20 protein-coding genes, 1 tRNA gene and 1 riboswitch are annotated in these 24,810 nt (G+C 73.9%); of the genes, 13 read left to right on the top strand and 8 right to left on the bottom strand.

What is annotated here, in order from left to right; translation table 11 throughout:
- Positions 1–100 precede the first annotated feature (100 nt).
- The 3 genes from ACGFSC_RS01100 (at position 101) to ACGFSC_RS01110 (ending at position 3,636) form a co-directional block, all read left to right on the top strand.
- On the top strand, positions 101–1,252 hold the full coding sequence (locus tag ACGFSC_RS01100) for a PT domain-containing protein (protein ID WP_359897777.1): 1,152 nt from the start codon (positions 101–103) through the stop codon (positions 1,250–1,252).
- Positions 1,253–1,516: 264 nt separating this feature from the next.
- Complete coding sequence (locus ACGFSC_RS01105; RefSeq protein WP_359897778.1) at positions 1,517–2,764, top strand: hypothetical protein; 1,248 nt, start codon at positions 1,517–1,519, stop codon at positions 2,762–2,764.
- A gap of 86 nt (positions 2,765–2,850) precedes the next feature.
- Positions 2,851–3,636, top strand: a complete 786-nt coding sequence (locus ACGFSC_RS01110) for a MerR family transcriptional regulator (protein WP_359897779.1) — start codon at positions 2,851–2,853, stop codon at positions 3,634–3,636.
- Between the two features lie 91 nt (positions 3,637–3,727).
- Here ACGFSC_RS01110 and ACGFSC_RS01115 read toward each other — a convergent pair whose 3' ends face one another.
- Positions 3,728–4,837 carry a helix-turn-helix domain-containing protein gene (locus ACGFSC_RS01115; RefSeq protein WP_359897780.1) on the bottom strand — a complete coding sequence of 370 codons (1,110 nt, stop codon included), beginning with the start codon at positions 4,835–4,837 and terminating at the stop codon, positions 3,728–3,730.
- Positions 4,838–5,072: 235 nt separating this feature from the next.
- Between ACGFSC_RS01115 and ACGFSC_RS01120 the strand changes: the two genes are divergently transcribed.
- From ACGFSC_RS01120 to ACGFSC_RS01130, 3 genes are all read left to right on the top strand, one after another.
- Entirely contained in the window at positions 5,073–5,750 is a 678-nt protein-coding gene (locus ACGFSC_RS01120) for a SigE family RNA polymerase sigma factor (RefSeq protein WP_359897781.1), read from the top strand.
- Positions 5,747–7,195 (top strand): hypothetical protein, encoded by a 1,449-nt coding sequence (locus ACGFSC_RS01125; protein ID WP_359897782.1) that lies wholly within the window; start codon positions 5,747–5,749, stop codon positions 7,193–7,195. Before ACGFSC_RS01120 ends, ACGFSC_RS01125 begins: the two co-directional genes overlap by 4 nt.
- Positions 7,196–7,461: 266 nt before the next feature.
- A complete protein-coding gene (locus ACGFSC_RS01130; protein WP_359897783.1) occupies positions 7,462–8,676 on the top strand; it encodes a hypothetical protein in 1,215 nt (404 codons plus the stop codon).
- A 94-nt stretch (positions 8,677–8,770) separates the two neighbouring features.
- Here ACGFSC_RS01130 and ACGFSC_RS01135 read toward each other — a convergent pair whose 3' ends face one another.
- Together ACGFSC_RS01135 and ACGFSC_RS01140 are read right to left on the bottom strand one after the other, a co-directional pair.
- Positions 8,771–10,270: an aminopeptidase P family protein gene (locus ACGFSC_RS01135; RefSeq protein WP_392862088.1), complete on the bottom strand. Its 1,500-nt coding sequence runs from the start codon at positions 10,268–10,270 to the stop codon at positions 8,771–8,773.
- A 126-nt stretch (positions 10,271–10,396) separates the two neighbouring features.
- Complete coding sequence (locus tag ACGFSC_RS01140; protein ID WP_359897785.1) at positions 10,397–11,848, bottom strand: PP2C family protein-serine/threonine phosphatase; 1,452 nt, start codon at positions 11,846–11,848, stop codon at positions 10,397–10,399.
- Between the two features lie 617 nt (positions 11,849–12,465).
- Here ACGFSC_RS01140 and ACGFSC_RS01145 point away from each other — a divergent pair.
- Complete coding sequence (locus ACGFSC_RS01145) at positions 12,466–13,128, top strand: bifunctional DNA primase/polymerase (protein WP_359897786.1); 663 nt, start codon at positions 12,466–12,468, stop codon at positions 13,126–13,128.
- 299 nt (positions 13,129–13,427) lie between these two features.
- Here ACGFSC_RS01145 and ACGFSC_RS01150 read toward each other — a convergent pair whose 3' ends face one another.
- The 4 genes from ACGFSC_RS01150 to ACGFSC_RS01165 form a co-directional block, all read right to left on the bottom strand.
- On the bottom strand, positions 13,428–14,411 hold the full coding sequence (locus tag ACGFSC_RS01150) for a DUF5926 family protein (RefSeq protein ID WP_359897787.1): 984 nt from the start codon (positions 14,409–14,411) through the stop codon (positions 13,428–13,430).
- A gap of 69 nt (positions 14,412–14,480) precedes the next feature.
- Positions 14,481–15,062: an ATP-binding protein gene (locus ACGFSC_RS01155; protein ID WP_380630580.1), complete on the bottom strand. Its 582-nt coding sequence runs from the start codon at positions 15,060–15,062 to the stop codon at positions 14,481–14,483.
- Positions 15,063–15,408: 346 nt separating this feature from the next.
- Complete coding sequence (locus ACGFSC_RS01160; RefSeq protein WP_359897789.1) at positions 15,409–16,233, bottom strand: glycerophosphodiester phosphodiesterase family protein; 825 nt, start codon at positions 16,231–16,233, stop codon at positions 15,409–15,411.
- A 141-nt stretch (positions 16,234–16,374) separates the two neighbouring features.
- A complete protein-coding gene (locus tag ACGFSC_RS01165) occupies positions 16,375–17,793 on the bottom strand; it encodes a cytosine permease (protein WP_359897790.1) in 1,419 nt (472 codons plus the stop codon).
- Positions 17,786–17,930, bottom strand: a riboswitch (TPP riboswitch). Its footprint overlaps the gene before it by 8 nt.
- A gap of 244 nt (positions 17,931–18,174) precedes the next feature.
- Here ACGFSC_RS01165 and ACGFSC_RS01170 point away from each other — a divergent pair.
- The 5 genes from ACGFSC_RS01170 to ACGFSC_RS01190 all read left to right on the top strand — a co-directional run bounded on the left by ACGFSC_RS01170 (position 18,175) and on the right by ACGFSC_RS01190 (position 23,921).
- A complete protein-coding gene (locus tag ACGFSC_RS01170; RefSeq protein ID WP_359897791.1) occupies positions 18,175–20,031 on the top strand; it encodes a trypsin-like peptidase domain-containing protein in 1,857 nt (618 codons plus the stop codon).
- A 63-nt stretch (positions 20,032–20,094) separates the two neighbouring features.
- Positions 20,095–20,182 (top strand) — tRNA-Ser (locus tag ACGFSC_RS01175).
- 163 nt (positions 20,183–20,345) lie between these two features.
- Entirely contained in the window at positions 20,346–21,173 is an 828-nt protein-coding gene (locus tag ACGFSC_RS01180; RefSeq protein WP_359897792.1) for a MerR family transcriptional regulator, read from the top strand.
- Between the two features lie 45 nt (positions 21,174–21,218).
- Positions 21,219–22,430: an MFS transporter gene (locus ACGFSC_RS01185; RefSeq protein ID WP_359897793.1), complete on the top strand. Its 1,212-nt coding sequence runs from the start codon at positions 21,219–21,221 to the stop codon at positions 22,428–22,430.
- Between the two features lie 126 nt (positions 22,431–22,556).
- Positions 22,557–23,921 (top strand): FAD-linked oxidase C-terminal domain-containing protein, encoded by a 1,365-nt coding sequence (locus ACGFSC_RS01190; RefSeq protein ID WP_359897794.1) that lies wholly within the window; start codon positions 22,557–22,559, stop codon positions 23,919–23,921.
- 303 nt (positions 23,922–24,224) lie between these two features.
- On the opposite strand, the gene ACGFSC_RS01195 is transcribed toward ACGFSC_RS01190, so the two are convergent.
- Positions 24,225–24,380: a hypothetical protein gene (locus ACGFSC_RS01195; protein WP_359897795.1), complete on the bottom strand. Its 156-nt coding sequence runs from the start codon at positions 24,378–24,380 to the stop codon at positions 24,225–24,227.
- On the opposite strand from ACGFSC_RS01195, the gene ACGFSC_RS01200 reads away from it, so the two are divergent.
- Positions 24,379–24,708 carry a hypothetical protein gene (locus ACGFSC_RS01200; protein WP_359897797.1) on the top strand — a complete coding sequence of 110 codons (330 nt, stop codon included), beginning with the start codon at positions 24,379–24,381 and terminating at the stop codon, positions 24,706–24,708. The genes ACGFSC_RS01195 and ACGFSC_RS01200 overlap by 2 nt on opposite strands.
- Positions 24,709–24,810 lie beyond the last annotated feature (102 nt).

Raw genomic sequence — 24,810 nt, forward strand, 5'->3', positions numbered from 1 at the left:
GGTACTCTCCGTCGGACTTTCAGCTTCGCGGGGGGTACGTGGCGTCTGCGGCCGCCCCCTCGCGCCCCGGGCCTCGCCCGGACACTTCCGTGAGGTCTCCTTGTCCATACGTCGCAGTCTTGCCCTTGCCGGAGCCGTCGCGCTCGCGTCCTCGCTCGTCCTGGCCGGCGCCCAGGGCGCCATGGCCGTCGGTGCCACCGGCACCCCGTCCGCCGCCGCGCAGCAGGCCGACAAGGCGTCGCACGCGAGCCTCGACCTCTCGCTGAACGGCGTGCCCGGCACCTTCATCGCCGGCGGTGACGCCCGCGAGTTCACCTTCAAGGTCGACAACAGGACGAAGCACGACTTCGTCTTCATCCCGCTGCTCAAGTTCAAGAACAAGGCGGGCTCGCTCCAGGCGAAGGACCTCAAGGTCCAGTACCGGCTCCCCGGGGGCGAGTGGCAGACCGCCGTGGTCGCCCCCGACCAGAGCGGGGAGAAGAACGACTCCGTCCTGATGATGCTCGGCACCCTCGACGGGGCCGGCAACCCGGTCGCCGACGACCTGCTCGGGGTGAACCGCGGCAAGAACGTCCCGATCAAGGTCCGGGCGTCCTTCACCGACGGTGCCCCGCTCGGCCGGGCCGGCGTCGTCCCGGTCGTCTTCGCCGCCGAGCTCGACGACTCCAGCCACCAGCCGGTCGACAACGGCCACCTCAGCTGCGAAGGCGGCGTGGGCTTCGTCATCAAGGCGCACGGCGGCGGCAAGCCGTCCCCGACGCCCACCGCGTCGCAGACCGGCAAGCCCAGCCCCACCCCGACCCAGACGGGCAAGCCCAGCCCGACCGCGAGCAGCTCCTCGTCGGCCACCGCGACCGCCACGCCGACGGAGAAGCCCACCGAGAAGCCCACCGAGAAGCCCACCGAGACGCCCACCGGCAAGCCGACCGAGAAGCCCACCGAGAAGCCGACCACCCCGGCCACCGGCGAGCCCTCCGGCTCGGCCACCGCCCCGGCCCCGGCCGAGAGCAGCGGCGACACCGCGGGCCCGATCGACTTCCCGGTCGTGCCCCCGGTCATCACCCCGCCGCCGCTGACCCCGGCCGCCGTCGACAAGGCCAAGGCCGCCGCGGACGGCAGCGACAAGGCCCTGGCCCAGACCGGTGGCGGTGACAACACCACCGCCATCGCGGCCGCCGGCGGCGCCGTCCTGGCGGCCGGTGTCGGCACCCTCGTGGTGCTGCGCCGCCGCAAGTCCGCCCAGCAGGGCTGACCCGGAACGCACCGACGCCCGGGAGGGCCGGGCCGCGGCTGATGCCGGCCCGGCCCTCCCGGCGTTCCCGGACGGTGTCCCCTCCCGGCCCGGCCCTCCGGGCGTTCCCGGGCACGCTCACTCCCGTAGTTCCGGGCGCGTCCCCGCAGCCCCCCGCGCCGCCCGCACCGTCCCGTCGGACGGATCCGCGGGCGGCGCGGACGGTTCTCCTCCGTCACATAGGATGTCCGGCCGGAGGGGGGCGGAACGGCGGGGAGAGGACAGGTGCGGACAGCACGCACGGCACGGGCCACCACCGACTACGAGGCGGCGACCGGGCGGATCGCCGGGTTGCCGCTGCGCAGGCACCACGTCCTGCTGGCCGCCTGGACGGTGCTCTGGTTCCTCCTGGTGGAGCCCAGCGGCGGCTTCTCCTGGCACTACCTGCGCCAGGGCGAGCAACTGCTCTTCAGCGATCAGCCCGACGGCGGCCTGTCGCTCTACGCCCGCCACCCGGAGCTCCAGATCGGCCCGGTGAGCCTGGCCGCGGCCAGGCTCACCGCCCCGTTCGCACCGCACACCGGCGAGCTGATCGCCGAGGCGGTGAGCGCCGGGCTGGGCCTGGTGATGCTGGTCGTGGTCGGCCGCACCGCCGCCCTGTACTACCTCGGCACCGGGATCAACCACCGGCGGCTCCAGCAGCGGCTGCTGATCGCCGGGCTGGCGTTCATCCCGATGTGGGCCGAGGTCTCGGTCCGCTTCGCGCACCTGGACGACGTCCTCGCGCTGTTCTTCACCACCCTCGCCGCGCACGCCCTGGCCCGCGGCAAACCCGTCCAGGTCGCGGTGCTCCTGGCGGTGGCGGTGGACTCCAAGCCCTGGGCGATCGCCTTCGCCCCGCTGATCCTGGCGCTGCCCCGGCCCGCCTGGCTGCGCACCGCGCTCTGGTTCTGCGCCCTGGTGGCGATCGCCTGGCTGCCGTTCTACCTGGGCAACCTGGACACCATGGCGGCCGCCAAGTTCACCATCCCGAACCAGCCCGCCTCCGCGCTGCGCTGGTTCGGGGTCACCGACCCGTCCACCCCCTGGTGGGACCGGCCGACCCAGTTCGCGCTCGGCATCGGGCTCGGCTGCGTCGCCGTTTGGCGCGGCCGCTGGCCGGCCGTGGTGCTGCTGGGCGCGGACGCCCGCGTCCTGCTCGACCCGAGCGTCTACACCTACTACACGGCCTCGATCCTGCTCGGCACCCTGCTCTGGGACGCGGTGGGGCAGAAGCGGCTCGTCCCGTGGTGGAGCTGGATCGCGCTGGTCGCGCTGTACGGCGGCACGCTGTTCCTCCCGTCGGACGCGGCCCGCGGCTTCGTCCGGCTCGCCTTCGTGGTGGTCTCCGCCGCGTACGTGCTGTTCTGGCCCGCGCAGCGGTCCCGCCGGCCGCGGTCCGGTGCGCCGGGCGACGGCGACGGCGAGGGCGGTGCCGTCGGCCACCGGGGCGGGCGACGGCGCGTGCGGGTGCCGGCCGGCGCCGGGGTCTGACGCGGGAGGGCCCGCCCCCGTTCACCGCTTGACCCTCACGCGACGTGAGAGCCGAGGGTGGTGGTCAGCACCAGGGAGGAACTCCGATGACCAGTGAGGGCTACTCGGTCGGCGCCGTGGCGAAGATCGCCAAGGTGACCGTCCGCACCCTGCACCACTACGACGGGATCGGTCTGCTGTCCCCGGCCGGCCGTACCCGGTCGGGCTACCGCCGGTACACGGACGCCGACCTCGACCGGCTGCAGCAGATCCTCTTCTACCGAGAACTCGGGTTCCCCCTGGAGGAGATCGCGGCGATCCTGGACGACGACTCGGTCAGCCCGACCGAACACCTCCGGCGGCAGCACCGGCTGCTCACCGACCGGATCAGTCACCTCCAGGAACTCGCCTCAGCCGTCGAACACGCCATGGAGGCACGGAGAATGGGCATTCAGCTGACCCCGGAGGAGAAGTTCGAGATCTTCGGCGAGGACTACCAGGAGGACTGGGAGCAGGAGGCCGAGCAGCGCTGGGGCGACACCACGGCCTGGGCCGAGTCGCAGCGCCGCACCGGCGGCTACTCCAAGGCCGACTGGCAGCGGATCCAGGCCGAGATGACCGGGCTCAACGAGCGCCTGGCCGAGGCGCTCACCGCCGGCGAGCCCGCCGACGGCCCGGTGGCCGCGGACCTCGCCGAGGAGCACCGGCAGCACATCTGCCGGAACTTCTACGACTGCACGTACACCATCCACCGCGGCCTGGCCGGGCTGTACGTCTCCGACCCGCGCTGGACCGACACCTACGAGAAGATCGCGCCGGGCCTGGCCCAGTGGCTGCACGACGCCGTTCTCGCCAACGCCGACCGGCGCGAGGAGAAGCGCGCGGGGCAGTAGGCCGCGCGCCCGGGCCACCCCGCGCCCACCCCGCCCCGGGCCCGAAGGAGCGCCGGGCTCAGGCCGCCCCGCGCCCGAAGGAGCGCCGGGCTCAGGCCGCCCCGCGCCCGAAGGAGCGCCGGTAGGCGGTCGGGGAGGTGCGCATCACCCGGCCGAAGTGGTGGCGGAAGGTCGCGGCGCTCTCGAAGCCGACCGCCGCGGCGATCTCCTCCACCGACCCCTCCGGCGACTCCAGCAGCGCCAGACTGGCCGCGATGCGCTGGGTGACGACCCAGCGCATCGGGCTGGTCCCGTTGCGGGCGGTGAAGTGCCGCAGGTACGAGCGGTCCGACATCCGGGCTGCGCCGGCCAGTTGCGAGATGGTCAGCGGGGAGGCCAGGTGGTCCAGCGCCCATTGCATGCTGCGGGCGATCCCGTCGTCCTCCTCCTCGACCGGGCGGACCGCCGCCTCGATGAACTGGGACTGCCCGCCGTCCCGGTGCGGCGCCACCACGAAGCGCCGGGCCACCGTGTTGGCCACCTTGGCGCCGTGGTCCCGGCGGACCAGGTGCAGGCAGAGGTCGATGCCGGCCGCGCTGCCCGCGCTGGTCAGCACGTCGCCGTTGTCCACGTAGAGCACGTCCGGATCGACCCGCACCGCCGGGTAGCGCTGCTGGAGCAGCTCGGCGTACCGCCAGTGGGTGGTCGCCACCCGGCCGTCCAGCAGCCCGGCGGCGGCCAGGGCGAAGGCGCCCGAGCAGATCGACACGATCCGGGCGCCGCGCGCGTGCGCGGTGCGCAGCGCCTCGACCAGGGCGGGGGAGACGCCCCCGGCCGGGCGACCGGGAGATGCCCCCACGCCGCCGAACGCGTTCGGCACCCCGGGGACCACCACGGTGTCGGCCGCGGCCAGCTCGTCCAGCCCGTGCCGGGCGGTCAGCGTGAAGCCGCCCACCGCCTCCAGCGCCGTACCGGGCCGGTCGGCGCACACCTTCAGCCCGTACCAGGGCGTCGCCAGCAGGCCGGTCAGCTCGGGCCGCGCCAGCCCGAACACCTCGACCACCACGCCGAGTTCGAACGGTGCCATGCCCGGGAAGGCGTACACCGCGACGTCGTGCACGGGCTCCGGACGCCGGCCGATGGTGACGGCCACCGGCCGTGGCCCGACGGCGGCTTCGGCGACCGGGGCGCCGACCGGGCCGGAGACGTTCTGCTCGGCCATGCGAACCCCCTGCTCACGGGTGGCGGAATGCCGGTGAGTGTAGCCGTCCCGGTCCCTTCGGAATTTTCTTCGAACCCGACTGCAACCTTCACCTCCGTCACACGTCCTTTGGTACGGGGGCGGAGGGAACCCGGCAGAGGGCGGCTGGGATGATCCCCCCGATCACGATCTTGATCAGGTGGACCTGACGGAACGGCGGCCGCCGTCACCGTCCCGGGGGAAAGCGGAATCGCGAATGTCCATGGCCATCGGGCCGACCGCCGTGCAGGCAGGGGGGCGCGGCTTCTCCGTCCGCGGAGTGGTCGCCGCACTGTTCGGCGCACAGGAGGCCGGCGAGCCGCTCGCCGCCGTCGCCACCGAGCAGGAGGCGAAGCAGCGCCGTTCCGGGTTCCGGCTGCTGCGCGGCGGCCGGAAGCCCGCCGAGGACCGGCCCACCCTGACCGACCTCTACCACGCCCACCGGCTCGGTCTGGTCCGGATGGCGGTCCTGCTGGTCGACCACCAGGACCTGGCCGAGGACGTCGTGCAGGACGCCTTCACCCAGCTCTACCAGCGCTACGGCGAGGAGCTGGACGACCTCGACAACGCCCTCGGCTACCTGCGCACCTCGGTGGTCAACGGGGCCCGCTCGATGCTTCGCCGCCGCAAGACCGCCCGCGAGTACGTGCCGCCGCACGTGGCCGACGCCCCGTCCGCCGAGGACCACGCGGTGCTCAACGACGAGCACCGCCGGGTGCTGGTCGCCCTGCAGGAGTTGACTCCCCGCCAGCGTGAGGTGCTGGTGCTGCGCTACTGGTCCGACATGTCGGAGGCGCAGATTGCCGAGACCCTGGGACTGTCCCGGGGCGCCGTGAAGTCCACTGCCAGCCGCGCTCTGGACGCCTTGGAAAAGCACCTGGAGAAGGTTCGATGACCGACAAGCTCCCCCGCCGCATCGGCGGCGACGGCGACGGGCCGGCCGAGACACCGACGGAACGGCTGCTCCGCGAGGCGATGACGGCCCGGGCCTCCATGGTCACGGCGGCCGACCTGCGACCGGCCGCCCCCCCGAAGAACCGCATCCGCCGGCTGCGCCCGGTGTACGCCGTCACCGTGCCGCTCGGCCTGGCCGCCGCCATGGCGCTCGGCGTGCTCACCTTCCACGGCGAGCCGGTCGCCCAGGACCAGGTCCCGCCCCCGGCCGCCACCCTGACCGCCGCGCCGAGCCCGACGCCCGATCCGACCGGCGAGCCCAGCCCGACGGCCACCCCCACCGACCCGGGCACCTCCACCGGCGCGGCCGAGCCGGAGGTCCCGCTCGCCGACGGCATCGCCTCCTCCGCCCCGCCGGCTTCCAACACGCCGACCAGTGCGGCGAGTTCGTACACCTTCCGGGGCGTCAAGTTCAAGGTTCCGGCCGGCTGGAAGACCGTGCCGGTCTCGACCACTCGGGTCTGCGTCCTGAGCCCGGGCGCTCCGACCGACCCGCAGCAGGGCTGGGACGCGGCGAGGTGCGAGCCGTACGGCGTCCTGGTCGTGGTCTACAACAGCCCGGACGAGATCGGCGGCGGCGCCTGGCCGACGACGGACGACCTGGTCGCCGACAGCGGCTGGGGCCACCAGCCGAACTGCCCGATCTGGGGCCGGCCCTACTTCCCCGAGAACGGCTACTCCTCGATCGGCACCCCGGTGCGGACCAAGCCCACCGTGGCCGGCAGGACGATCGACAAGACCCAGTGGAACGTCACCTGCAAGCCCGGGGACACCTTCACCGCCCAGCTGTGGGGGATGGGTCCGGACCAGGTCTTCGTGGTGGCGAACGGGCTCAAGAGCGACTACCAGTCGGGCCTGACGGCGATCGTCAACAGCCTGGACGTGAGCGGCCACAAGTCGCCGTCCCTGACCCCGTCCGACAAGGGCGCGAAGGACATTGCGATCACGGTCGACGGCGGCATCGGCGCCGGACAGAAGGTGTCCACCAACGGCACCCCGGTGACCTTCACGGTGACGTACCGGAACACCGGCCTGAAGACCTACGACAAGCTCCAACCGCTGGTCTACACGAAGGAGTACACCGGGACGCCGCCGAGCGAGATGGTCATGATCAACAAGGGCAAGCTGGAGCGCCAGGACGCCGGCGTCTGGAAGGAGATCCCGCTCGGGATGGGCGGCGGCATGGACTACGCCATGGTGGGCCAGCAGGCCCAGTTCTCGCTCGCGCCGGGAGAGTCCAGGACGGTGACGTACCGGATGAGCCTCGACAAGCTGGACGGGCCCGGCACGATGCCGGTGTCCGTCCAGGCGATGCTGCCGTACGACGGCTCCGCGCCGCTGACCTCCCTGAAAGAGGTGATCGTCCCGGTGACGGTCGTGAAGTAGCCGTCCCACGCGGGCCGTCGAGGCGCCGTGACCAGGGTTCCCCCTGGTCACGGCGCCTTTCGGCGTTCCGGGCGAAGTCCGCGGAAAATTTCTTCGAACCGACCTGCAACCCCCCGGGGGGATGGACGTCTATCAGGGTGAGAGGCGGGGAGAGCGAGCCGGTGGAGCCGGGGGGCTCGGGCCGGCTCCTCGGGGCGCGACATCAGGCGCCCGCTCATCCGATCACCATCACCTTCATCACCACGTGTCCTTGGGGGGACTGTCACATGAACGCGTCCGTTATCGCCCGTATTGCGAAGATCGTCCCGCTGGCCGTCGTCGCCGCCGTCGGTGTCGCCGCCTGCGGCCCGACGAACGGCGGAGCGTCCGTCGCCGCCTCCGCTCCCGCCTCCACCCCGGCCGTCACCTCCTCGGCCACCCCCGGCGCGGGCGCCGTCCCGACCACCCCCGCCCCGGCCGCGCCGACCACCCCGGCCGCACCGACCACCGAGGCGGCTCCGCCCGCCGCCGCCCCCGCGGCACAGGCCCCCGCGGCCCCCGCCGGGACCAAGCCGGCCGCGAAGGCCCCGGCCAAGCCGGTCTCCGCCAAGCCGACGCCCGCCAAGCCCGCCGCCCCGAAGGGCACCCAGCCCGGCGGAAAGGGTGTCGGCATCACCTTCGGCGGCCTGAAGGAGGGCGGGCAGATCGAGCTGAACGACCTGGTGTCCTTCTCCGTGACCTGGAAGAACAACGACGCCACCGGTACCCGCAACGTGGCCCCGGTGGTGTCGACCCAGCTGTACGAGGGCGCGCCCTGCTCGATGATCGCGATGGCGGAGGGCACCCTGGAGCGCAAGGACGCCTCGGGCTGGAAGAAGCTGGACAACCTCAGCGCGGGCACCGGGATGGACTACGTGATCAACCGGAAGGACGGGGCCTTCACGCTCGCCGCCGGTGAGAGCCGGACCATCGAGTACCGGATGCGGCTGTCCTCGGCCAACCGTCCGGGCCGGATCACGATCGAGGCGGACGCCCCCGTGCCGAACTCCACGGACTACCACGACATGGCGAAGGCCGAGCTGAACGCCGTGGTCGTCGACCGCCACGCCCCGGAGGTGACCGGTGTGTCGGCGTCGAGCCTCAAGGTCGGTACGACCCCCGCCGAGTTCGGCTTCGTGGTCGCCGCGCCCGAGGGCACCGCGAACCTGCACCCCGTGGTGGGCCTGTCGAGCGCCAACTGGCTGACCCCGGACGACGTCACGCTGGAGGTGATGGCCGGCGGCGCCTGGAAGCCGGTCGAGGTGCGCGAGGACTGCAACGGTCTGACCGCGGTCGCCCCGACCGGGCTGGACGTCAACCGCCGGGGCGACTCGGTCGAGTACTCCTTCCGGATCACCATGAAGCAGGCCCCGCAGTTCGACGTGGACGTCCAGGTGGGTGCCGAGGCGAACGGCCACCAGGCCGCCCGCCGGCACGCCTTCGACCCCCGGGGCCGCCGGTAACGGACGCCCGCACCGAAGCCGAAGGGCCCGGCCTCCCACTGCTCGGGAGGCCGGGCCCTTCACCGTGACCTCGTCACGGCCGTCGTGCGGCGGCTCAGGCGAGCGAGGCCATCCAGGCCTCGACGTCCTCGGCGCTGCGGGGCAGGCCGGCCGAGAGGTTCTCGTTGCCGTCGGCGGTGACCAGGATGTCGTCCTCGATCCGGACGCCGATGCCGCGGTACTCCTCCGGCACGGTCAGGTCGTCCTGCTGGAAGTACAGGCCGGGCTCGACGGTCAGCACCATGCCGGGGACCAGCAGCGCGTCGACGTGCTCCTCGCGGCGCGAGTGGGCGCAGTCGTGGACGTCCAGGCCGAGCATGTGGCCGGTGCCGTGCAGGGTCCAGCGGCGCTGGAGGCCGAGCTCCAGGACCTTCTCCACGTCGTACACCGTGGCGTCCAGCAGGCCCCAGGCGAGCAGCCGCTCGGCCAGGACGCGCTGCGAGGCCTCGTGGAAGTCGCGGAACCGGGCGCCGGGCCGCACCGCGGCGATGCCGGCCTCCTGGGCGTCGTACACGGCGTCGTAGATCCGGCGCTGGAGCCCGGTGAAGCGGCCGTTGATCGGCAGGCTGCGGGTGACGTCGGCGGTGTAGAGGGTGCTGGTCTCCACGCCCGCGTCCAGCAGCAGCAGCTCGCCGGGGCGCACGTCGCCGTCGTTGCGCACCCAGTGCAGGGTGGTGGCGTGCGGGCCGGCCGCGGCGATGGTGCCGTAGCCGACGTCGTTGCCCTCGACCCGGGCGCGGCGCCAGAAGGTGCCCTCGATCCAGCGCTCCGAGGTGGCGACGGCCTGGCCCAGCTCGCGGACCACGTCGGTGAAGCCCTTGACGGTGGCGTCGCAGGCGGCGCGCAGCTCGCCGATCTCCCACGCGTCCTTGACCAGCCGCAGGCCGCTCAGGAACTCCTTGAGCCCGGCGTCCTTGTCCTCGTCCAGGGCGTCGGCGAGCGCGGCCTCCAGGCCGGCGTCGTAGCCGCGGACGATCCGGGTCGGCACGGCGGGGTCCGCGGCCTTCGCGGCCAGCTCCTCGGCGGCCTGGCGCACGTCGCGGGCGGGCAGGCCGAGCAGCTGCTCCTGCTCGCTCAGGCTGTGCCGGCGGCCGACCCACAGCTCGCCGTTGCCGTCCAGCCAGAACTCGCCGTTCTCGCGGTTCGAGCGGGGCAGCAGGTAGAGCACGAACGCGTGGCCGGCCTCGCCGGTCGGCTCGCCGACCAGCACCGCGTCCTCGGTCTGGTCACCGGTGAGGTGGACGTACTCGCTGGAGGCGCGGAACGCGTAGTCGGTGTCGTTGGAGCGGACCCGCAGGTTGCCGGCCGGGACGACCAGGCGCTCGCCGGGGAAGGCGGCGGAGAGCGCGGCGCGGCGCTCGGCCGCGTACGGGGCCTGGGCGACGGGGGAGAGGCCGTGCAGCTCGGTGTCGGCCCAGCCGGACTTCATCGAGGCGGCCAGCTCGTCGGAGATCTCGCCGTAGAGACCGTTCTTGCGGCCCTTGTGCTGCTCGGGCTCCTCGCCGCCCTCGGCCTCGGGGTTCTCGGCCACCGCGGGGGTACGGTCCTCGGTCACGTGCAACGCCTCCTTGGGGGGTGGTACCGCCGCCCCTCGGGGGAGGTGTCGGATCGCGACACGCGCGGGCGGCCGTGCGTCCATGGTACGGACGCCGGGCCGCCCGCCCCTTTCGGGTCCGAACCTTCACTCGAAGCGGGCCGCCAGCAGCATCAGGTCGTCGGTGGCGGTGCCCGCGGCCGGCGGGGCCGGGCAGACGGCCAGCAGGTGGGCGCAGAGCCGGTCCGGGTCGATCCGCACGTCGCGCGGGGCGTCGGCGGCGGCGCGGCGCAGGTTGGCCTGCCCGGCGTGCAGGGTCGGGCCGAAGCGGCGGGCCAGGCCCTCGGTGTAGAGCAACAGGGTGTCGCCGCGCTCGGCGGTGAACTCGACCCCGGGGGCCTCCCAGCAGGCCAGCATGCCGAGCGGGGCGGAGAGCGAGGTCTCGACGAACTCGGCGCCGTGCCGGCCGACCAGGACCGGCGGGCAGTGCCCGGCGCCGGCCAGGGTGATCCGGCGCTCCTCGGGCTCGACCCAGGCGTAGACGGCGGTGGCGGAGCGGCTCGGCTCGGTGGTCTTGAGCAGCAGTTCCAGGTCCCCCAGGACGGAGACCGGGTCCTCGCCCTCCAGCACCGCGTACGCCCGCAGCGCGGCCCGGACCCGGCCCATCGCGGCGGCCGCGCCGGGGGCGGAGCCGGGGCCCGCGCCGGGGCCGTCGCCGGAGACGGAGCCGACGGTGAGGCCGATGGTGCCGTCCGGCAGCGGGATCGCGTCGTACCAGTCGCTGCCGGCGGAGCGCTCCAGCCCGGCGGGGACGAGCCGGGCGGCCAGCCGCAGTCCGGCGGCCTGGGGGAGGCGGTCCGGCAGCAGGCCGCGGCGCAGCGCCTCGGTGGTGCGCGAGATCCGGTCCGCCTCCAGCTGCTTGGCGAGCAGCGGGGCGGCGATCTCGCAGTAGTGGCGGGCCAGTTCGCGCTGGCATTCGGTCGGTTCGGCGGGCTCGTCGTAGAACCAGAGGGCGGCGGCGAGCGGGCCGTCCTCGGCGGTGGCGAGCGGCAGGCCGTAGGCGCCGCCGAGGCCGAGGTGGACGGCGAGTTCGCGCAGCCGGGCGCCGATGGCCGGGTCCTCGGCGAGGTCGCGGGAGTGCAGCCGGGCGGGCCGGTCCCGTTCGCGCAGCAGCCTGGCCAGCAGGCTCTGCTCGGTCGGGACGGTCTCCAGGGCGCCGAGGCTGGCGCGGTCGAGGCCGAAGCCGACCGGCTGTCCGGGGCCGCCGCCGGGCCGCCTGGTGACCAGCACGCCGCGCCGGGCGCCGAGCAGGGCGGCGCCGGAGGCGAGGACGGTGTCCAGGGTGGCGGCCAGGCCGCGGGTGCGGGCGAGCCGCTCGGTGTGCTCGTGCAGGCTGGTGATTTCGGACAGGCGTCCGGCCAAACGGTCCTGCACGGCGGCGGACGGCGCCGTGCGGGCGTCCGTGGTGCCGTCCAGGGCGTCGACGGGGCCGGGCAGGTCCGGCAGGTCGAGGACGGTGAGCCCGCCTGCGCAGCCGGGTTCGCCCGGCTCGGCGGTCGTCGTCGACGGGAGGGCCGTCGACGGGTGGGACTCGTTCATGCCGTCACTCCTGACGCGGTGCTACGTGCCATGCGAAACCCCCAGATACGGCCAATGTGGAGCGAGCACGGCCTTAGGGCGCGTTTCGCCTCGATTCGCTACTACTCGTCATTGATCGACAGCAATGCCACCACTTCTACACAGGCCATTCGGGGCATGTCCAGATCCAGGACGACGCGGTGGCCTGTTCCACATCCATCGCGACCCGGTCGGGGGGCGCGCGGGGTTGGTACGCGCGCCGGTCGGGCCGGGAGGCATGGAGCGGGCCGCGAACGGGCAGAACCGGGAGGACGGCCCGGGCGGCCGTCCGGATCGTATGTCCGTGCCGCCCGTGAGCCGGGCTGGCCGGAACTCTCTCACTCGTACGGTGGAACCAAGCGTGCCCGGGCGGCGTCCATCCGTCGCGTACGGGATTCTCGTTCCAAGGGCTGTGCCGGTACGCGGCCCTTTCATGTCGTGCTCCACACCCGCTCCACGTCGAAGCCGCGCCGCCCGCCCTGCCGCCCGCCCCGCGCCGCGCCGCCCGGGGACCGTGCCGCGGCGGGCCCGCACGGAGGATCCCGACGGACGCCGGCGGGGCGGAGCGAACCGAGCGGTCAGGGAAAGGAACGAGCGCCATGCGTGAGAATCCGAAGGACCGGTCGGAGGAGCGTTCCGCCCGGCTCGCCGCGGCCCTGGCGGCCGCCGTCGACCACCGCTGGCCCGTGGTGCCGGGCGCCGTGCTGCGCGACGGCCGGTGCTCCTGCGGCGACCTGGACTGCACCGTCCCCGGCGCGCACCCCCACGACCCCTCGCTGCTGGCCGCCACCACCGACGCCCGGATGGTGCGCTGGTGGTGGGAGCGGCAGAGCCCGGACGCGCCGGTGCTGGCCGCCACCGGCTCCACGGTCTCGGCGGTCAGCCTGCCCGCGGCGGCCGGCGCCCGGGCGCTGGTCTACCTGGGCGCGCTGCGGCTGCCGCTCGGACCGGTGCTGGCGATGCCGGGCCGCTACGCGCTGTTGGTGGCCCCGTACTCGCTGGACGTGCTCGGTGAGATGCTCGCCCAACTCCCTTGGGTGCCTGGCTCGTTGCGCTATCACGGGCCGGGTGGCTTCCTGGCGCTGCCGCCCGGCGGCGCGGCCGCGGGGGTCCCTCCGGCCGGAGGCCGGGGGAGGGTGCGCTGGGTGCTGGCACCGCGGCCGGGCGCCGGCGGCGGGGTCTGGCTGCCGCAGGTCGGGCCGCTGCTGGGGGAGTTGGTGGAGGCGGCGGTCCGATTGGACAGCGGACGTTCGGCCTACTGAGGACCGCGGGTGCCGGGCGGGGCGCCGGGGCCGTCCGCGGGGCGGGTCCGGGGCCTGTGCGCGGGGCGGGTCCGGGGCTTGTGAGAGGGCTCGCGCCGGGGCCTCCGTCGGGGCCGTCGCCGGGGCGTTCCGGAAAAACAAAAGATCCGGCCGCTGGCGACGGGGGATGCACCAGCGGCCGGACTCTTTAGACAGTAACAAGGATCTGCGCCCGCGCCAATTTCCAAGACGCCCTCCACGCCCGGAAATTGCGCGTTCACCGCGACAATGTGACGCGTATCACGCGGATCCTGCGCGCTTTAGTTCAGGGTGACCTGACGGTTCACCAGGTTCGCGCGGGCGCGCCGCTCCTCGGCGGTCAGCGGGGTCCCGTCGGCGAGCACGGCGGCGAGCCGCTCGGCGAACTCGGCGGCCGGCTTCTCGCAGTCGGCGGCGGTCATCGCGAGCGGGAGGTCCCACACCGGGACGGTCAGGCCGTGCGCGCGGAACGAGCCCACCAGGCGGGTGTCCGCGCCGAGCGAGGCCTCGCCGGCCGCGTTCAGCCGGGCCAGCGCGTCCAGCAGCTGCTCCTCCGGCACGGTCATCACCCAGCGCAGGTGGTTCTTGTCCGGAGTGCCGCACCAGTAGGCGGAGTCCACGCCGGCGAGCTTCTCGGTCGGGATGGCCGAGGCGTTGGCGCGCTCCAGGGAGGCGGCGACCTCGCCGGTGGCGGCCTCGGCGTCCTCCAGCCAGAACTCGAAGCCGGTGTGCACGGTGGGCGTGAACGCGGCCCCGGCGTCCAGCAGGTCCTGCAGGCGGCGCCCGCCCGGGACGGTCCGGCGGGCCGGCACCGGGCTGCCCGGCTCGGTGGCCAGGGCCAGCTCAAGGGCGTCCGCGAGGTCGCGGCTGAGGTCGCCGGAGGCGGACTGGGTCTGCAGGCCGAGCAGGATCGAGCCGTCCTGGCGGCGCAGGGCCGGCCAGGCCAGCGGCAGCACGGTGGCCAGGGTCACCGACGGGACGTCACCGGTGGCGCCGTCCGCCACCCCGGCGGCCAGCGTCAGCGGCACCGTGGCGGCGGGCACCAGCTCGCGCAGCGCCACCCAGTCGGCCTCGCCCGACAGGCCCTCGAACGGGCGGTGCACCAGCTCCTGCACCGCGTGCGAGGCCTCCCGGCCGTGACACGCCTTGTACCGGCGGCCGGAGCCGCAGGGGCAGTCCTCGCGGGCCCCGACCACGGGGATCTCGCCCGTGACGGCGGTGGTGGACTGGCGCTGCGGCGCCTTCTTGGCGGCCTTCTTGCCCATGCTGCGGCTCTCCCGGAAACGGTGGTCCTGTGTTCCGGGAAGCCTAACGACACATTCCCCGCGCCCGGCTCACGCGCTACGGGCATCGCCCCCGGTGCGCCGGGCGTGCCGGGCCCGGGCGGGCAGCGCCGCCCAGACCGTGACCTCGCCGGGGGCGTCGCGCACGCCCCAGTCGCTGGCCAGCTGGTCGACGATGCTCAGGCCGCGGCCGCCGCGCGAGGTCAGCGAGGGACTCGCGGGCAGCGGCCGAGTGGTCGCCCCGCCGTCCGTGACCTCCAGGGTGAGCACCCCGTCGGCGTGCATCTGCCAGCGGACCAGCACGCCGCCGTCCGGCTCGTCCGAGCCCTCGGCGGACTCCCGGCCGCTCGGTGCGGGTGCGGCGCGCGTCCCGGACGGGACGCCGACCAGCACCTGCCCGAGCACCTCGGCCCGGCCGCTGCGGCCCAGGGCCGGCAGCGGGCCGAGCGGACGGGCGTATCGACAGGCGTTGCTCAACAGCTCGGAAAGGATCAGAACAGCATCATCGATGACCGGTTCCGGTATCTGCCGGTCACCCAGATCTCGACGCAGTCGGCGCCGTGCGACCCCGACACTCGCTGGGCCGTGCGGCACTGCCATGGTCGATGAAGTCGGCACTTCACGCGCCACCATCAACGCCACCCCCGGACCTCCTTCAGCGTATGCCGAGGGAGAGATGCCCCTTGGTAATGCGTCGGAAACGAGCACCGGACGATCCCGCGAGCCCATTTCGAGTGCGGCGACCGACGGTCGACATCAGGTCATTCCGTGCTCACCCTCTGTCGCCCGGATGCAAGAATTCCGGCAATTTCGCGCAAGGAAGGTTTGACTGCCGACCAGAGTGGTCGGACCGGAGTGGTCGGACCGGGGTGATCGGACCGGGAGGATCCGACCGGGCCGACCGGACGCAAGTGACCGGACGGGGCGACCGGTTCGGGGCGACCGGTCGGGCGGGTGCGGCCCCGGGCGCGTCGGCGGATCACCGGCCGAGCTGCGCCAGCACCTCCGCGGGCCGGTTGGTGATGATCGCGGACACCCCGAGCTCCAGGCAGAGCTCGACGTCGGCCGGCTCGTCCACCGTCCACACGTGCACCTCGTGCCCCAGCTCGCGCAGCCTGGTCACCAGCTGCGGGCGGGCCCGCACCAGCTCGATGCCCGGGCCGGCGATCCGCGCCCCGCCCGGCAGCGGCGAACCCTCGCGCAGCCGGCCGAGCAGCGGCAGGGTCCGCTCGAACAGGAACACCCGCCGGTACTGCGGCGCGGCGGCGGCCACCCGGTTCAGCGCGATCGAGGAGAAGCTCATGATCCGGGCGGACGGGCGGTCGCCGCCCCGGGTCGCGCCGATCCCGAACCGCTCCAGCGTCCGCAGCAGCTCGGTCTCCACCCGGCCGCGGAAACGCACCGGGTGCTTGGTCTCGATCGCCAGGTCCACCGGGCGGCCGCACTCCACCACCAGCTCCAGCAGCCGCTCCAGCCGCAGCACGCCGCGCAGCTCCGGGTCGACGCTGGGGCGGCCGGTCTTCCAGGCGCCGAAGTCGTAGGCCTCCAGCTCGGCGAGGGTCATCGCCGAGACGGTGCCCCGGCCGTTGGAGACCCGGCCGATCCGGCGGTCGTGCACGCAGACCAGCGCGCCGTCGGCGGTGACCCGGACATCGCACTCCAGCGCGTCGGCGCCCTCGTCGAGCGCGCGCCGGTAGGCCGCGAGGGTGTGCTCGGGCAGGGCGTGGGAGGAACCGCGGTGGGCGATCACCTGGACGGACGGCACGGTGCGCGCCGCCGGCGAGGACAGGTCTGGGCTGGTCACAGGCCCAACGATAGGCGGCACAGGTGAAGCGCGGACAAAGACGGCCCCAACCTGTGGGGCCGTCTTCCTTCCCGCGGGGCCGTCCCGGCCGGGCCCGCGGGGCCGGGCCGCCCCCGCTTCGCCCGGTGCGGGGCGGCCCGCTCAGTGCCGGTCGGCGCGGCGGGAGAGCGGGGTGAGCGCCCAGGTGACCAGGGCGGGCACCAGGAAGGCGAACAGCGAGGCGGAGGTCCACTCCTGCGGGGTGAAGTGCAGCGACTCCTGGGCCGAGGTCCAGAAGTCCGTCCACCAGCCGGCCACCTTGGTCGGCGCGATGAACTGGTAGACCGCGAAGCCCAGGGCCCACGGCAGCAGCATCGGCCAGCGGGACGGCGCGTCGGCGGAGAGGTTCCAGCCGCGCCGCCCGGCACCGAGGAAGTAGTCCACCACGAGCACCGCCAGCAGCGGCACGAACACCGAGCCGATCAGACCGAGGAAGCCGTAGTAGGTGTCGGTGAACTCGTCGATCCGCAGCGCCAGCACGGTGGTCAGCGCGCCGATCGCGCCGGAGAGCACCCGGCGGTCCACCTTCGGCAGCAGGTTCTGCACCGACATCGCCGTCGAGTACACGTTGGCGAAGGACTGGTCCGTCTCGCGCAGCACCAGCACCAGCAGGAACAGCCAGCCGGCCCAGACCCCGAGGAAGGAGTCGAAGATCCGGTTCGGATCGCCGTCCGACTGCAGCAGCGCCATCAGGCCGAGCACGTAGCACCAGACCTGGGCGATCGTGTAGCCGGAGAAGCTGCCCCAGAACGCCGAGCGCGGGGAGCGCGAGTGCCGGGTGTAGTCGGCGGCCAGCGGGACGAAGGAGACCGACACGGCGATCATCGCGTCGGTGGCGCCCAGGAAGCCGTGCCAGTTGCCCGCCCCCGGGTCCGGCACGCCCTGGCGGCCCAGCTGGACGGTGAAGTACACCATGGCCACCGCGACCGCCCCGGCCACGAAGCGGCGCAGCACCGCGATCGAGCCCAGCGGCCAGATGGTCAGCGCCGTGGTCAGCGCGCCCGCGAGCAGGACGAACAGCCAGCGGTAGCCGGTGGTGTGCGCGACGGTCTGCGCGCCCGCCGAGATGGTCAGCAGCTCGAACACGCCCCAGCCGATGCACTGCACGATGTTCAGCACCGTCGGCAGGTACGACAGCCGGGTGCCGAACAGCCCGCGCAGGTTCGCCATCGCGGGGGCGCCGGTGCGGGCCCCGATCAGCGAGGCCACGCCGAGCATCGCGGTGCCGACCGCCGTACCGACCGTGATCGCGGTCACCGCGGCGGCCAGCGACAGCTCGCTGCCGGGGGCGCCGAGCACGGTGGCGGCGGTGGAGAAGCCGATCAGGCTGACGCCCAGGTTCATCCAGAGCGCGAAGTGGTCCCGGAAGCGCAGCGTGCGCGGCGGCTCGGTGTCCAGCACCAGGGGCGCTTCGACGTGCTCGGGGCGCTCCAGGACGGCGGTCGCGCCCGCGGCGGAGGCGTCCGCACCGGGGGCGGGAACGTTCGCGCCCGAAGAAGAGGATGGCGAAGCAGGCGGCATGGCCGATACTCCCTACGCCGGCATTACCCGGACAGGTTCCGGCGGTCAGCGCCCCCTCGACCGTCCGTCACTCGTGTGGCGTACGGTCGACATGCGCACTCTCAGCCTGGTGGGTCCAAGCTCCCGCGTGTCAGTTTGGAGCGACAGGCTAACCGGCACGGGGGCGAACGCCCAAGGCCGAGGGTGCGCGGTCCGCATCGCGGGACGCCCGGCGGGGGAGGGGAGCCTCGGCCGTCGGTGCCGGCGTCGGTGCCGGTGTCGGGTGTCGGCGTCTGCGTCGGCTAAGGATTCTTATGAGTTCTTCAGAGGGGTCCTTACGGCAATCGAATCGACAGTGCGAAAAACTATGGTCCTTGGTTCTGCCAGCTATGGAGGTCGTCCGTGAGCACCGAGCGCGAGGTTGGGCCCACCGGGCCGCAGGGGGAGCAGCCCGCCGGGCCGGGGGCGGCCGAGTCCGCTTCCGAAGGCCCCGCTCAGGGCGGGCACCAGCCGACCATGGCCTTCCGGCGGGTGCCCGAGCCGGAGTCGGGCGCCGTCGAGGCCGCCCCCGTCGAGGCGGCACCGCCCGTCGACGCCGTCGCGGCCGAGGGTGTCCCGGCCGAGGGCGGGCACAAGCCCACCGTCGCCTTCACCAAGGTGCCCGCCCCGGAGGCCCCCGCGGCCCCCGCGGCGCCCGCCGCCGAGCAGCCGGCCGTCGACCCGGTCACCGGCTACATCGACGCGCCGCCGCCGGTCCTGCCGCCCGCCCCGCAGGCTCCGGCGGCCCCGCCCGCCGCGCCCGCCCAGGCCGCGGCCCCCGCCGCCCCGGCGCTGCCGCCGGCCGACAACCCGTACGCCACCCCGACCCACGGCGTCCCGGCGGCCGGCACGCACGAGGGCTACGGCGCCGCTGCGGCCGCCCCCGTCGCGCACGAGGGCTACGGCGCCGCCCCGGTCGCGCCCGCCGTCCCCGCCGCGCACGGCCACCACCCCTTCGGGGCCGGTCAGCCGCTCGGCGGCTGGGGCCCCACCCACGACTCCACCTCCGGCGGCGCGGGCTACCCCGGCGGCCCGGCGGGCCCGTTCGGCTACCCGGCGGACCACCCCGGCGGTCCGGTCGGCCCCGGCGGCCCGCGCAAGAAGCGCGGCGGCCTGGTCGCCCTGATCGCGGCCGTCGCGCTGGTCGCCGGTGTCGCCGGCGGCGTGCTCGGCGTGACCGTCACCGACAACACCGACCGCGGCAGCTCCGCGAACGACCACCGCAGCACCACCGTGCAGGCCAGCGACACCCAGAAGAACGAGCCCGCCCCCGGCTCGATCGCCGCCATCGCGCAGAAGGCGCTGCCCAGCGTCGTCACCATCAAGGCGCAGGGCAACGGCGAGTCGGGCACCGGCACCGGCTTCGTCTTCGACACCGAGGGCCACATCCTCACCAACAACCACGTGGTCGCGCCGACCCTCAACGGCGGCAAACTGACCGTCAAGTTCGCCGACGGCAGCTCCTACAGCGCCTCGGTGCTGGGCCACGCCGAGGGCTACGACGTCGCCGTGGTCAAGATCGACAACCCGCCGAAGAGCAAGCTGACCCCGCTGCCGCTGGCCGACTCCGACAAGGTCAACGTCGGTGACGCCACCGTCGCGATCGGTGCGCCGTACGGCCTGGAGTCCACCGTCACCAGCGGCATCATCAGCGCCAAGGACCGCCCGGTGGCCTCCGGCGACGACACCGGCTCGCAGGCCTCGTACATGAACGCCCTGCAGACCGACGCCTCGATCAACCCCGGCAACTCCGGCGGCCCGCTGCTCGATTCCGGCGGCGCGGTGATCGGCATCAACTCGGCGATCCAGTCCAACGCCTCCGCCAACGGCCGGGCCGGCAGCATCGGCCTGGGCTTCGCCATCCCGATCAACCAGGCCAAGTGGGTCGCGGACACCCTGATCAAGACCGGCAAGCCGGTCTACGCCAAGCTCGACGTGCTGCGCAACGACGACTACAAGGGCGACGGCGCGCAGATCCAGACCAAGGACATCCAGGGCCAGCCGGCCGTCACCCCCGGCGGCGCGGCCGACAAGGCCGGCCTCAAGCCGGGCGACGTCATCACCAAGCTCGGCGGCGTGCCGATCGACAACGGCCCGGCCCTGGTCAGCCGGATCTGGACGCACAAGCCCGGCGAGACCGTCGACGTCGAGTACACCCGCAACGGCCAGACCTTCAACACCAAGGTCACCCTCGGTCAGCGCGAGGGCGACCAGTCGTGACCCCCGCCCGCACCGAAACGTGTGCGCCGAACCCCGCCGGACCCGTTAGGCTGACCTCCGCCTGGAGAGCTGCCCGAGCGGCCTAAGGGAACAGTCTTGAAAACTGTCGTGCGGTGACCCCGTACCGTGGGTTCGAATCCCACGCTCTCCGCCGGTAGGAGAACCACCTGCTCAGGGCGGGTGCCGAGTTCGCTCGGCACCCGCCCTCGGTGTTTCCCGGGCGGTCGCGGGCGCCGGCCTCGGAACCGTCGTGGAACGGATGCGGGCGGCCGGGTTGACCCTGACACGGTGGCAGGGGATGGAGTGGGCGCATCATGTTGAACATCGGAGACTTCGCCAGCCACGGCCGGGTGTCGGTACGGATGCTGCGCCACTACGACGCGATCGGGCTGCTGCGGCCCGCCCGGGTGGACCCGGTCAGCGGGTACCGCTCCTACGAGGCGTCCCAACTCGCCCGGCTCAACCGGGTGATCGCGCTCAAGGAGCTCGGCTTCACCCTGCAGCAGGTGCGCGCCGTGCTGGACGAGCAGGTGGACGCGGCCGAACTGCGCGGCATGCTGCGGCTGCGGCGGGCCCAGCTCGCCGAGGCGATCGCCGCCGACGAGCTGCGGCTGGCCCGGGTGGAGGCGAGGCTCCGGACGATCGAGAGCGAGGGGACCATGTCCGCACACGATGTCGTGGTGAAGCGGGTGCCGTCCGTCCGGGTGGCCCAACTGGCCGGTGCGGCCGCGAGTTACGAGCCGGAGGACATCGGCCCGGTGATCGGGCCGCTGTTCGCCGAACTGTGCCGGAGGCTGGCCGCGGCCGGGGTCGAGGCGGCCGGCCCGTCCGTCGCCCGCTACCAGGACGCGCCGGAGGGCGACGGCTCGGTGCTGGTCCTGGTGGCCGTCCCGGTGGGCCCGTCGGTGCGGCCGGGTGAGCACGACTTCGAGGTGCTCGACCTGCCGCCGATCGAGGAGGCGGCGACGATCGTGCACCGCGGCCCGATGGACGACGTGCTGGGCACCGGCCAGGAACTGGCCCGCTTCATCGAGGAGAACGGCTACCGCTCGGCCGGCTACGCCCGGGAGCTGTACCTGGAGTGCCCGGAGGACCGGGCCGGGTGGGTCACCGAACTGCAGGAGCCGGTGGTCCGGCGGTAGCCGCGCTTGCCCTCGACCGGGTCGAGGGCCCTAGCGTCGCCCGGCATGACCACTGCCACTGCCACTGTCGCTCCGCGGGCCGCGCTGCCGCGGAGGTACCTGCTCTGGCTGGCCGGTGTCCAGGCCGGACTGCTGGGTGACGCCGCGCTGTACTTCGCCCTCGGCTGGGCCGCCTCCGCGCACGGCGGCGGCGCGGCCGGGCTGGTCCTGACGGCGATCACGGTGCCGCGCACCGCGCTGGTCCTGCTGGGCGGCGCGGTCGCGGACCGCTTCGGCGCCCGTCGGGTGATGCTCGCCGGGGACACGGTGATGCTGGTCGCGACCGGTGCGCTGGCCCTGGTGGCGGCCTCCCGGGGGACGCCGCTGTGGCTGCTGGTCGCGGCGGCGGCCGTGATCGGGACGGTCGACGCCTTTTACCTCCCGGCCGGCGGTTCGATGCCCCGCCGGCTGGTGCCCGCGGACCGGCTGCCCCGGGCGCTCGCCCTGCGGCAGGCCGGCGGGCAGAGCGCCGTCCTGCTCGGCGCACCGCTGGGCGGCCTGCTGGTCGCGGCCCGCGGGCTGTCCGGCGCGGCGCTGGCGGACGCGGCGAGTTTCGGGGTCGTGCTGCTGGTCCTGCTGCGGGTGCGGCCCCCGGAGGACGGGCCGTCCGGTCCGCGGGCCGGACTGTTCCGCGAGGCGGCGTCCGGCGTCCGGCTCGCCGTGGCCGACCCACTGCTGCGGGCCGCCCTGCTGCTCACCGGCGCGGCGGCCGGGGCGCTGCTGCCGGTGGTGTCACTGCTCGGTCCGCTGCTCGCCCGGACACACGGCTGGGCGGCCGGGACGGCGGGACTGGTGGGCGGCGGCCAGGCGGCCGGGGTGCTGGCGGTGGCCGGCCTGATCGCCCGGCGGGGCCCCTTGCCCCGGGCGGGGGTGGGGGCGGCGGCCGGGCTCTGCGCGGCCTCGGTGGGGATCGCGCTGCTGGCGTCGGCCGCGGGGCCGGTGGCGGCGGTGGCCGGCAGCGCGGTGGCGGGCCTCGGCTCGGGGCTGTTCGCCTGCCACCTCGGCCCGCTCGTGCTGACCGGCGCGCCGCCGACCCATCTCTCCCGGGTCCAGGCACTGCTGACGCTCGTGCAGAGCCTGGCACTGGTGCTCTCGAACTCCCTGCTGGGCCTGCTCGCGGACGCGGCGGGCGCGGCCCTGCCCACCCTGCTCTGCGCCCTGGCCACCGCCGCCGCCGGGCTCACCGCCCTGGCCACCCCGGCCCTCCGCCGGGCCTGAGCCACTCCGCGTCCCCCCGTTCGTTCGCCTCCTGTTCCCCAACCGCCCCGCGGCCCACTTGCCCGGCCCCGGTCGTCCGGGCAGAGTGCGGAGGTGGAGGCGGGCCGGCGGCGAGTGGAGGCGGCGATGAGTGATCTGACGGACCGACTGGCGCAGGGCCTCCCGGCGGAGGCCGTCGTGGTGGACCCGGACGTGACCGCCGCGTACCGCCACGACATGGCGGGCCTCTGCGCGGCCGGGCAGCCCGCGGTGGTGGTGTTCCCGGAGACGGTCGAGCAGGTGCAGCACGTGCTGCGCACCGCGACCGAGTTGCGCGTGCCGGTGGTGCCGCAGGGGGCCCGGACCGGGCTGTCGGGTGCGGCGAACGCGGTGGACGGCTGCGTCGTGCTGTCGCTGGTGAAGCTGAACCGGATCCTGGAGATCGACCCGGTGAACCGGATCGCGGTGGTCGAGCCCGGTGTGGTGAACGCCGAACTCTCCGGTGCTGTCGAGGAGTTGGGGCTCTCGTATCCGCCGGACCCGTCCAGCTGGGAGTCCTGCACGATCGGCGGCAACATCGGTACCGGGGCGGGCGGGCTCTGCTGCGTGAAGTACGGCGTCACCAGCGAGTACGTGCTCGGGCTGGACGTGGTGCTGGCGGACGGGCGGCTGCTGTCCACCGGGCGCCGGACGGCGAAGGGCGTGGCCGGGTACGACCTGACCAGGCTGTTCGTCGGCTCGGAGGGGACGCTCGGTGTGGTGGTCCGGGCGGTTCTGTCGCTGCGGCCGGCGCCTGCTCCGCAGTTGGCCCTGGCGGCGGAGTTCCCGAGTGCGGACGCGGCCGGGGCGGCGGTCTGCGAGGTGATGGCGCGCGGGCTGACCCCGTCGCTGATGGAGCTGATGGACGCGGTCTCGGTGCGGGCCGTCAACGAGTTGGGTCGAATGGGCCTGCCGGAGTCCACCCGGGCGCTGCTGCTGGTGGCGTTCGACGGGCCGGACCGGGTGGCCGAGCTGGCGCGGGTCGCGGAGCTGTGCCGGGAGTCCGGGGCGACGGAGGTGGTGCCGGCCGAGGACCAGGCGGAGTCCGATCTGCTGCTGGCCGCCCGGCGGATGGCGTTGCCCGCGCTGGACCGGCTGGGCACCACGATGATCGACGACGTGGCCGTGCCGCGTTCCCGGCTGGCGGAGATGCTGAACGGTGTCGCGGCGATCGCCGAGCGGCACGGGCTGACCATCGGGGTGGTCAGTCATGCGGGGGACGGCAACACCCACCCGATCGTCATCTTCGACGCCTCGGACGAGGAGCAGACGGCCCGTGCCCAGCGCTCCTTCGACGAGATCATGGCGCTCGGGCTGGAGCTGGGCGGCACGATCACCGGGGAGCACGGGGTGGGGCTGCTGAAACGGGACTGGCTGGCCCGTGAGCTGGGCCCGGTGGCACTGGACCTGCAGCGGCAGCTGAAGGCGGTCTTCGATCCGCTGGGAATTCTGAATCCCGGCAAGATGATCTGATTTCCACTGAGTCATCTCGTCGGATCGGACGGGGCCTTCACTCCCGCCGCCCCGGTGTGACATTCCGATGGTCCGTGAATGGTCGGAAAGTCGACATGGAAGGGTGATCGAACTTTTCGGGGGCGCGTTCACGGGTTCGCATGCGCCGGGGTGGTGCGACCGGCGGACCGTGTGACGCCGTTTGCGCCGCTCGCCGAGCTGCCCTGATCCTCGGCCGTCCGGGTGAATTCCCAGCTCGGACGGGGTGCATCGACGCAGGGTCCGGTTTCGCGGCCGCCATGCGTCGCTCGGCTGGATATCACGCTAACGGGGGAAAATCGCTGTGGGAGCTAGTGCTTTGTCGATTTGTTGCGGAAGGCTGTGTTCCGGCGTCGCAGCCCGCAGGTGTTCGTCCGGTCGACGAACCTTGCGCACCTTGATCGACCATTGCCCGGTGAACAGCTCCTTGGAGGCATTCATGGCTCGCATCCGTACCCGTCGAACAGCCGGACTACTGTTCGCCGGCCCGCTCGCGGCCGGTCTGCTGCTGGCCGGTGCCGGTGGTGCCGCCGCCGCCGACGGCGCGGGTGCCGAGGGCGGCTCCAACGCCGGAGCGGTCTCCAACACCGGTACCGGCAACGTGTTCGGCGGGGTCGACGGCAACTACGTCTCCACCCAGCAGACCGCCACCGGTTCCGGCGGCTCGAACCAGGACAACACCGTCGCGGTGAAGGACAACGCGGGGAACGTCCAGGCCGGTCAGGGCAACAAGGACGTCAACGTCGTCGTCGCCCCGACCTTCAACTGACCGCCGTGATGCGGCACCGGGCACCACGGAAGGCGGGGGCGCCGGACGTGGGTGGCCGCGGCTGAGCTGAGCAGCCGCGGACGGGCCCGGACCGGGTCGGAA

It is taken from the genome of Kitasatospora sp. NPDC048715 (assembly GCF_043198905.1).
Classification (GTDB): Bacteria; Actinomycetota; Actinomycetes; order Streptomycetales; family Streptomycetaceae; genus Kitasatospora; species Kitasatospora lactacystinica.

Coding starts and splice junctions, on each gene's coding strand:
- ACGFSC_RS01110 (WP_359897779.1), top strand. CDS start 2,851: ATGACCAGTGAGGGCTACTCGGTCGGCGCCGTGGCGAAGATCGCCAAG.
- ACGFSC_RS01115 (WP_359897780.1), bottom strand. CDS start 4,837: ATGGCCGAGCAGAACGTCTCCGGCCCGGTCGGCGCCCCGGTCGCCGAA.
- ACGFSC_RS01120 (WP_359897781.1), top strand. CDS start 5,073: ATGTCCATGGCCATCGGGCCGACCGCCGTGCAGGCAGGGGGGCGCGGC.
- ACGFSC_RS01125 (WP_359897782.1), top strand. CDS start 5,747: ATGACCGACAAGCTCCCCCGCCGCATCGGCGGCGACGGCGACGGGCCG.
- ACGFSC_RS01130 (WP_359897783.1), top strand. CDS start 7,462: ATGAACGCGTCCGTTATCGCCCGTATTGCGAAGATCGTCCCGCTGGCC.
- ACGFSC_RS01140 (WP_359897785.1), bottom strand. CDS start 11,848: ATGAACGAGTCCCACCCGTCGACGGCCCTCCCGTCGACGACGACCGCC.
- ACGFSC_RS01145 (WP_359897786.1), top strand. CDS start 12,466: ATGCGTGAGAATCCGAAGGACCGGTCGGAGGAGCGTTCCGCCCGGCTC.
- ACGFSC_RS01150 (WP_359897787.1), bottom strand. CDS start 14,411: ATGGGCAAGAAGGCCGCCAAGAAGGCGCCGCAGCGCCAGTCCACCACC.
- ACGFSC_RS01155 (WP_380630580.1), bottom strand. CDS start 15,062: ATGGTGGCGCGTGAAGTGCCGACTTCATCGACCATGGCAGTGCCGCAC.
- ACGFSC_RS01165 (WP_359897790.1), bottom strand. CDS start 17,793: ATGCCGCCTGCTTCGCCATCCTCTTCTTCGGGCGCGAACGTTCCCGCC.
- ACGFSC_RS01180 (WP_359897792.1), top strand. CDS start 20,346: ATGTTGAACATCGGAGACTTCGCCAGCCACGGCCGGGTGTCGGTACGG.
- ACGFSC_RS01185 (WP_359897793.1), top strand. CDS start 21,219: ATGACCACTGCCACTGCCACTGTCGCTCCGCGGGCCGCGCTGCCGCGG.
- ACGFSC_RS01190 (WP_359897794.1), top strand. CDS start 22,557: ATGAGTGATCTGACGGACCGACTGGCGCAGGGCCTCCCGGCGGAGGCC.
- ACGFSC_RS01200 (WP_359897797.1), top strand. CDS start 24,379: ATGGCTCGCATCCGTACCCGTCGAACAGCCGGACTACTGTTCGCCGGC.
- ACGFSC_RS01195 (WP_359897795.1), bottom strand. CDS start 24,380: ATGAATGCCTCCAAGGAGCTGTTCACCGGGCAATGGTCGATCAAGGTG.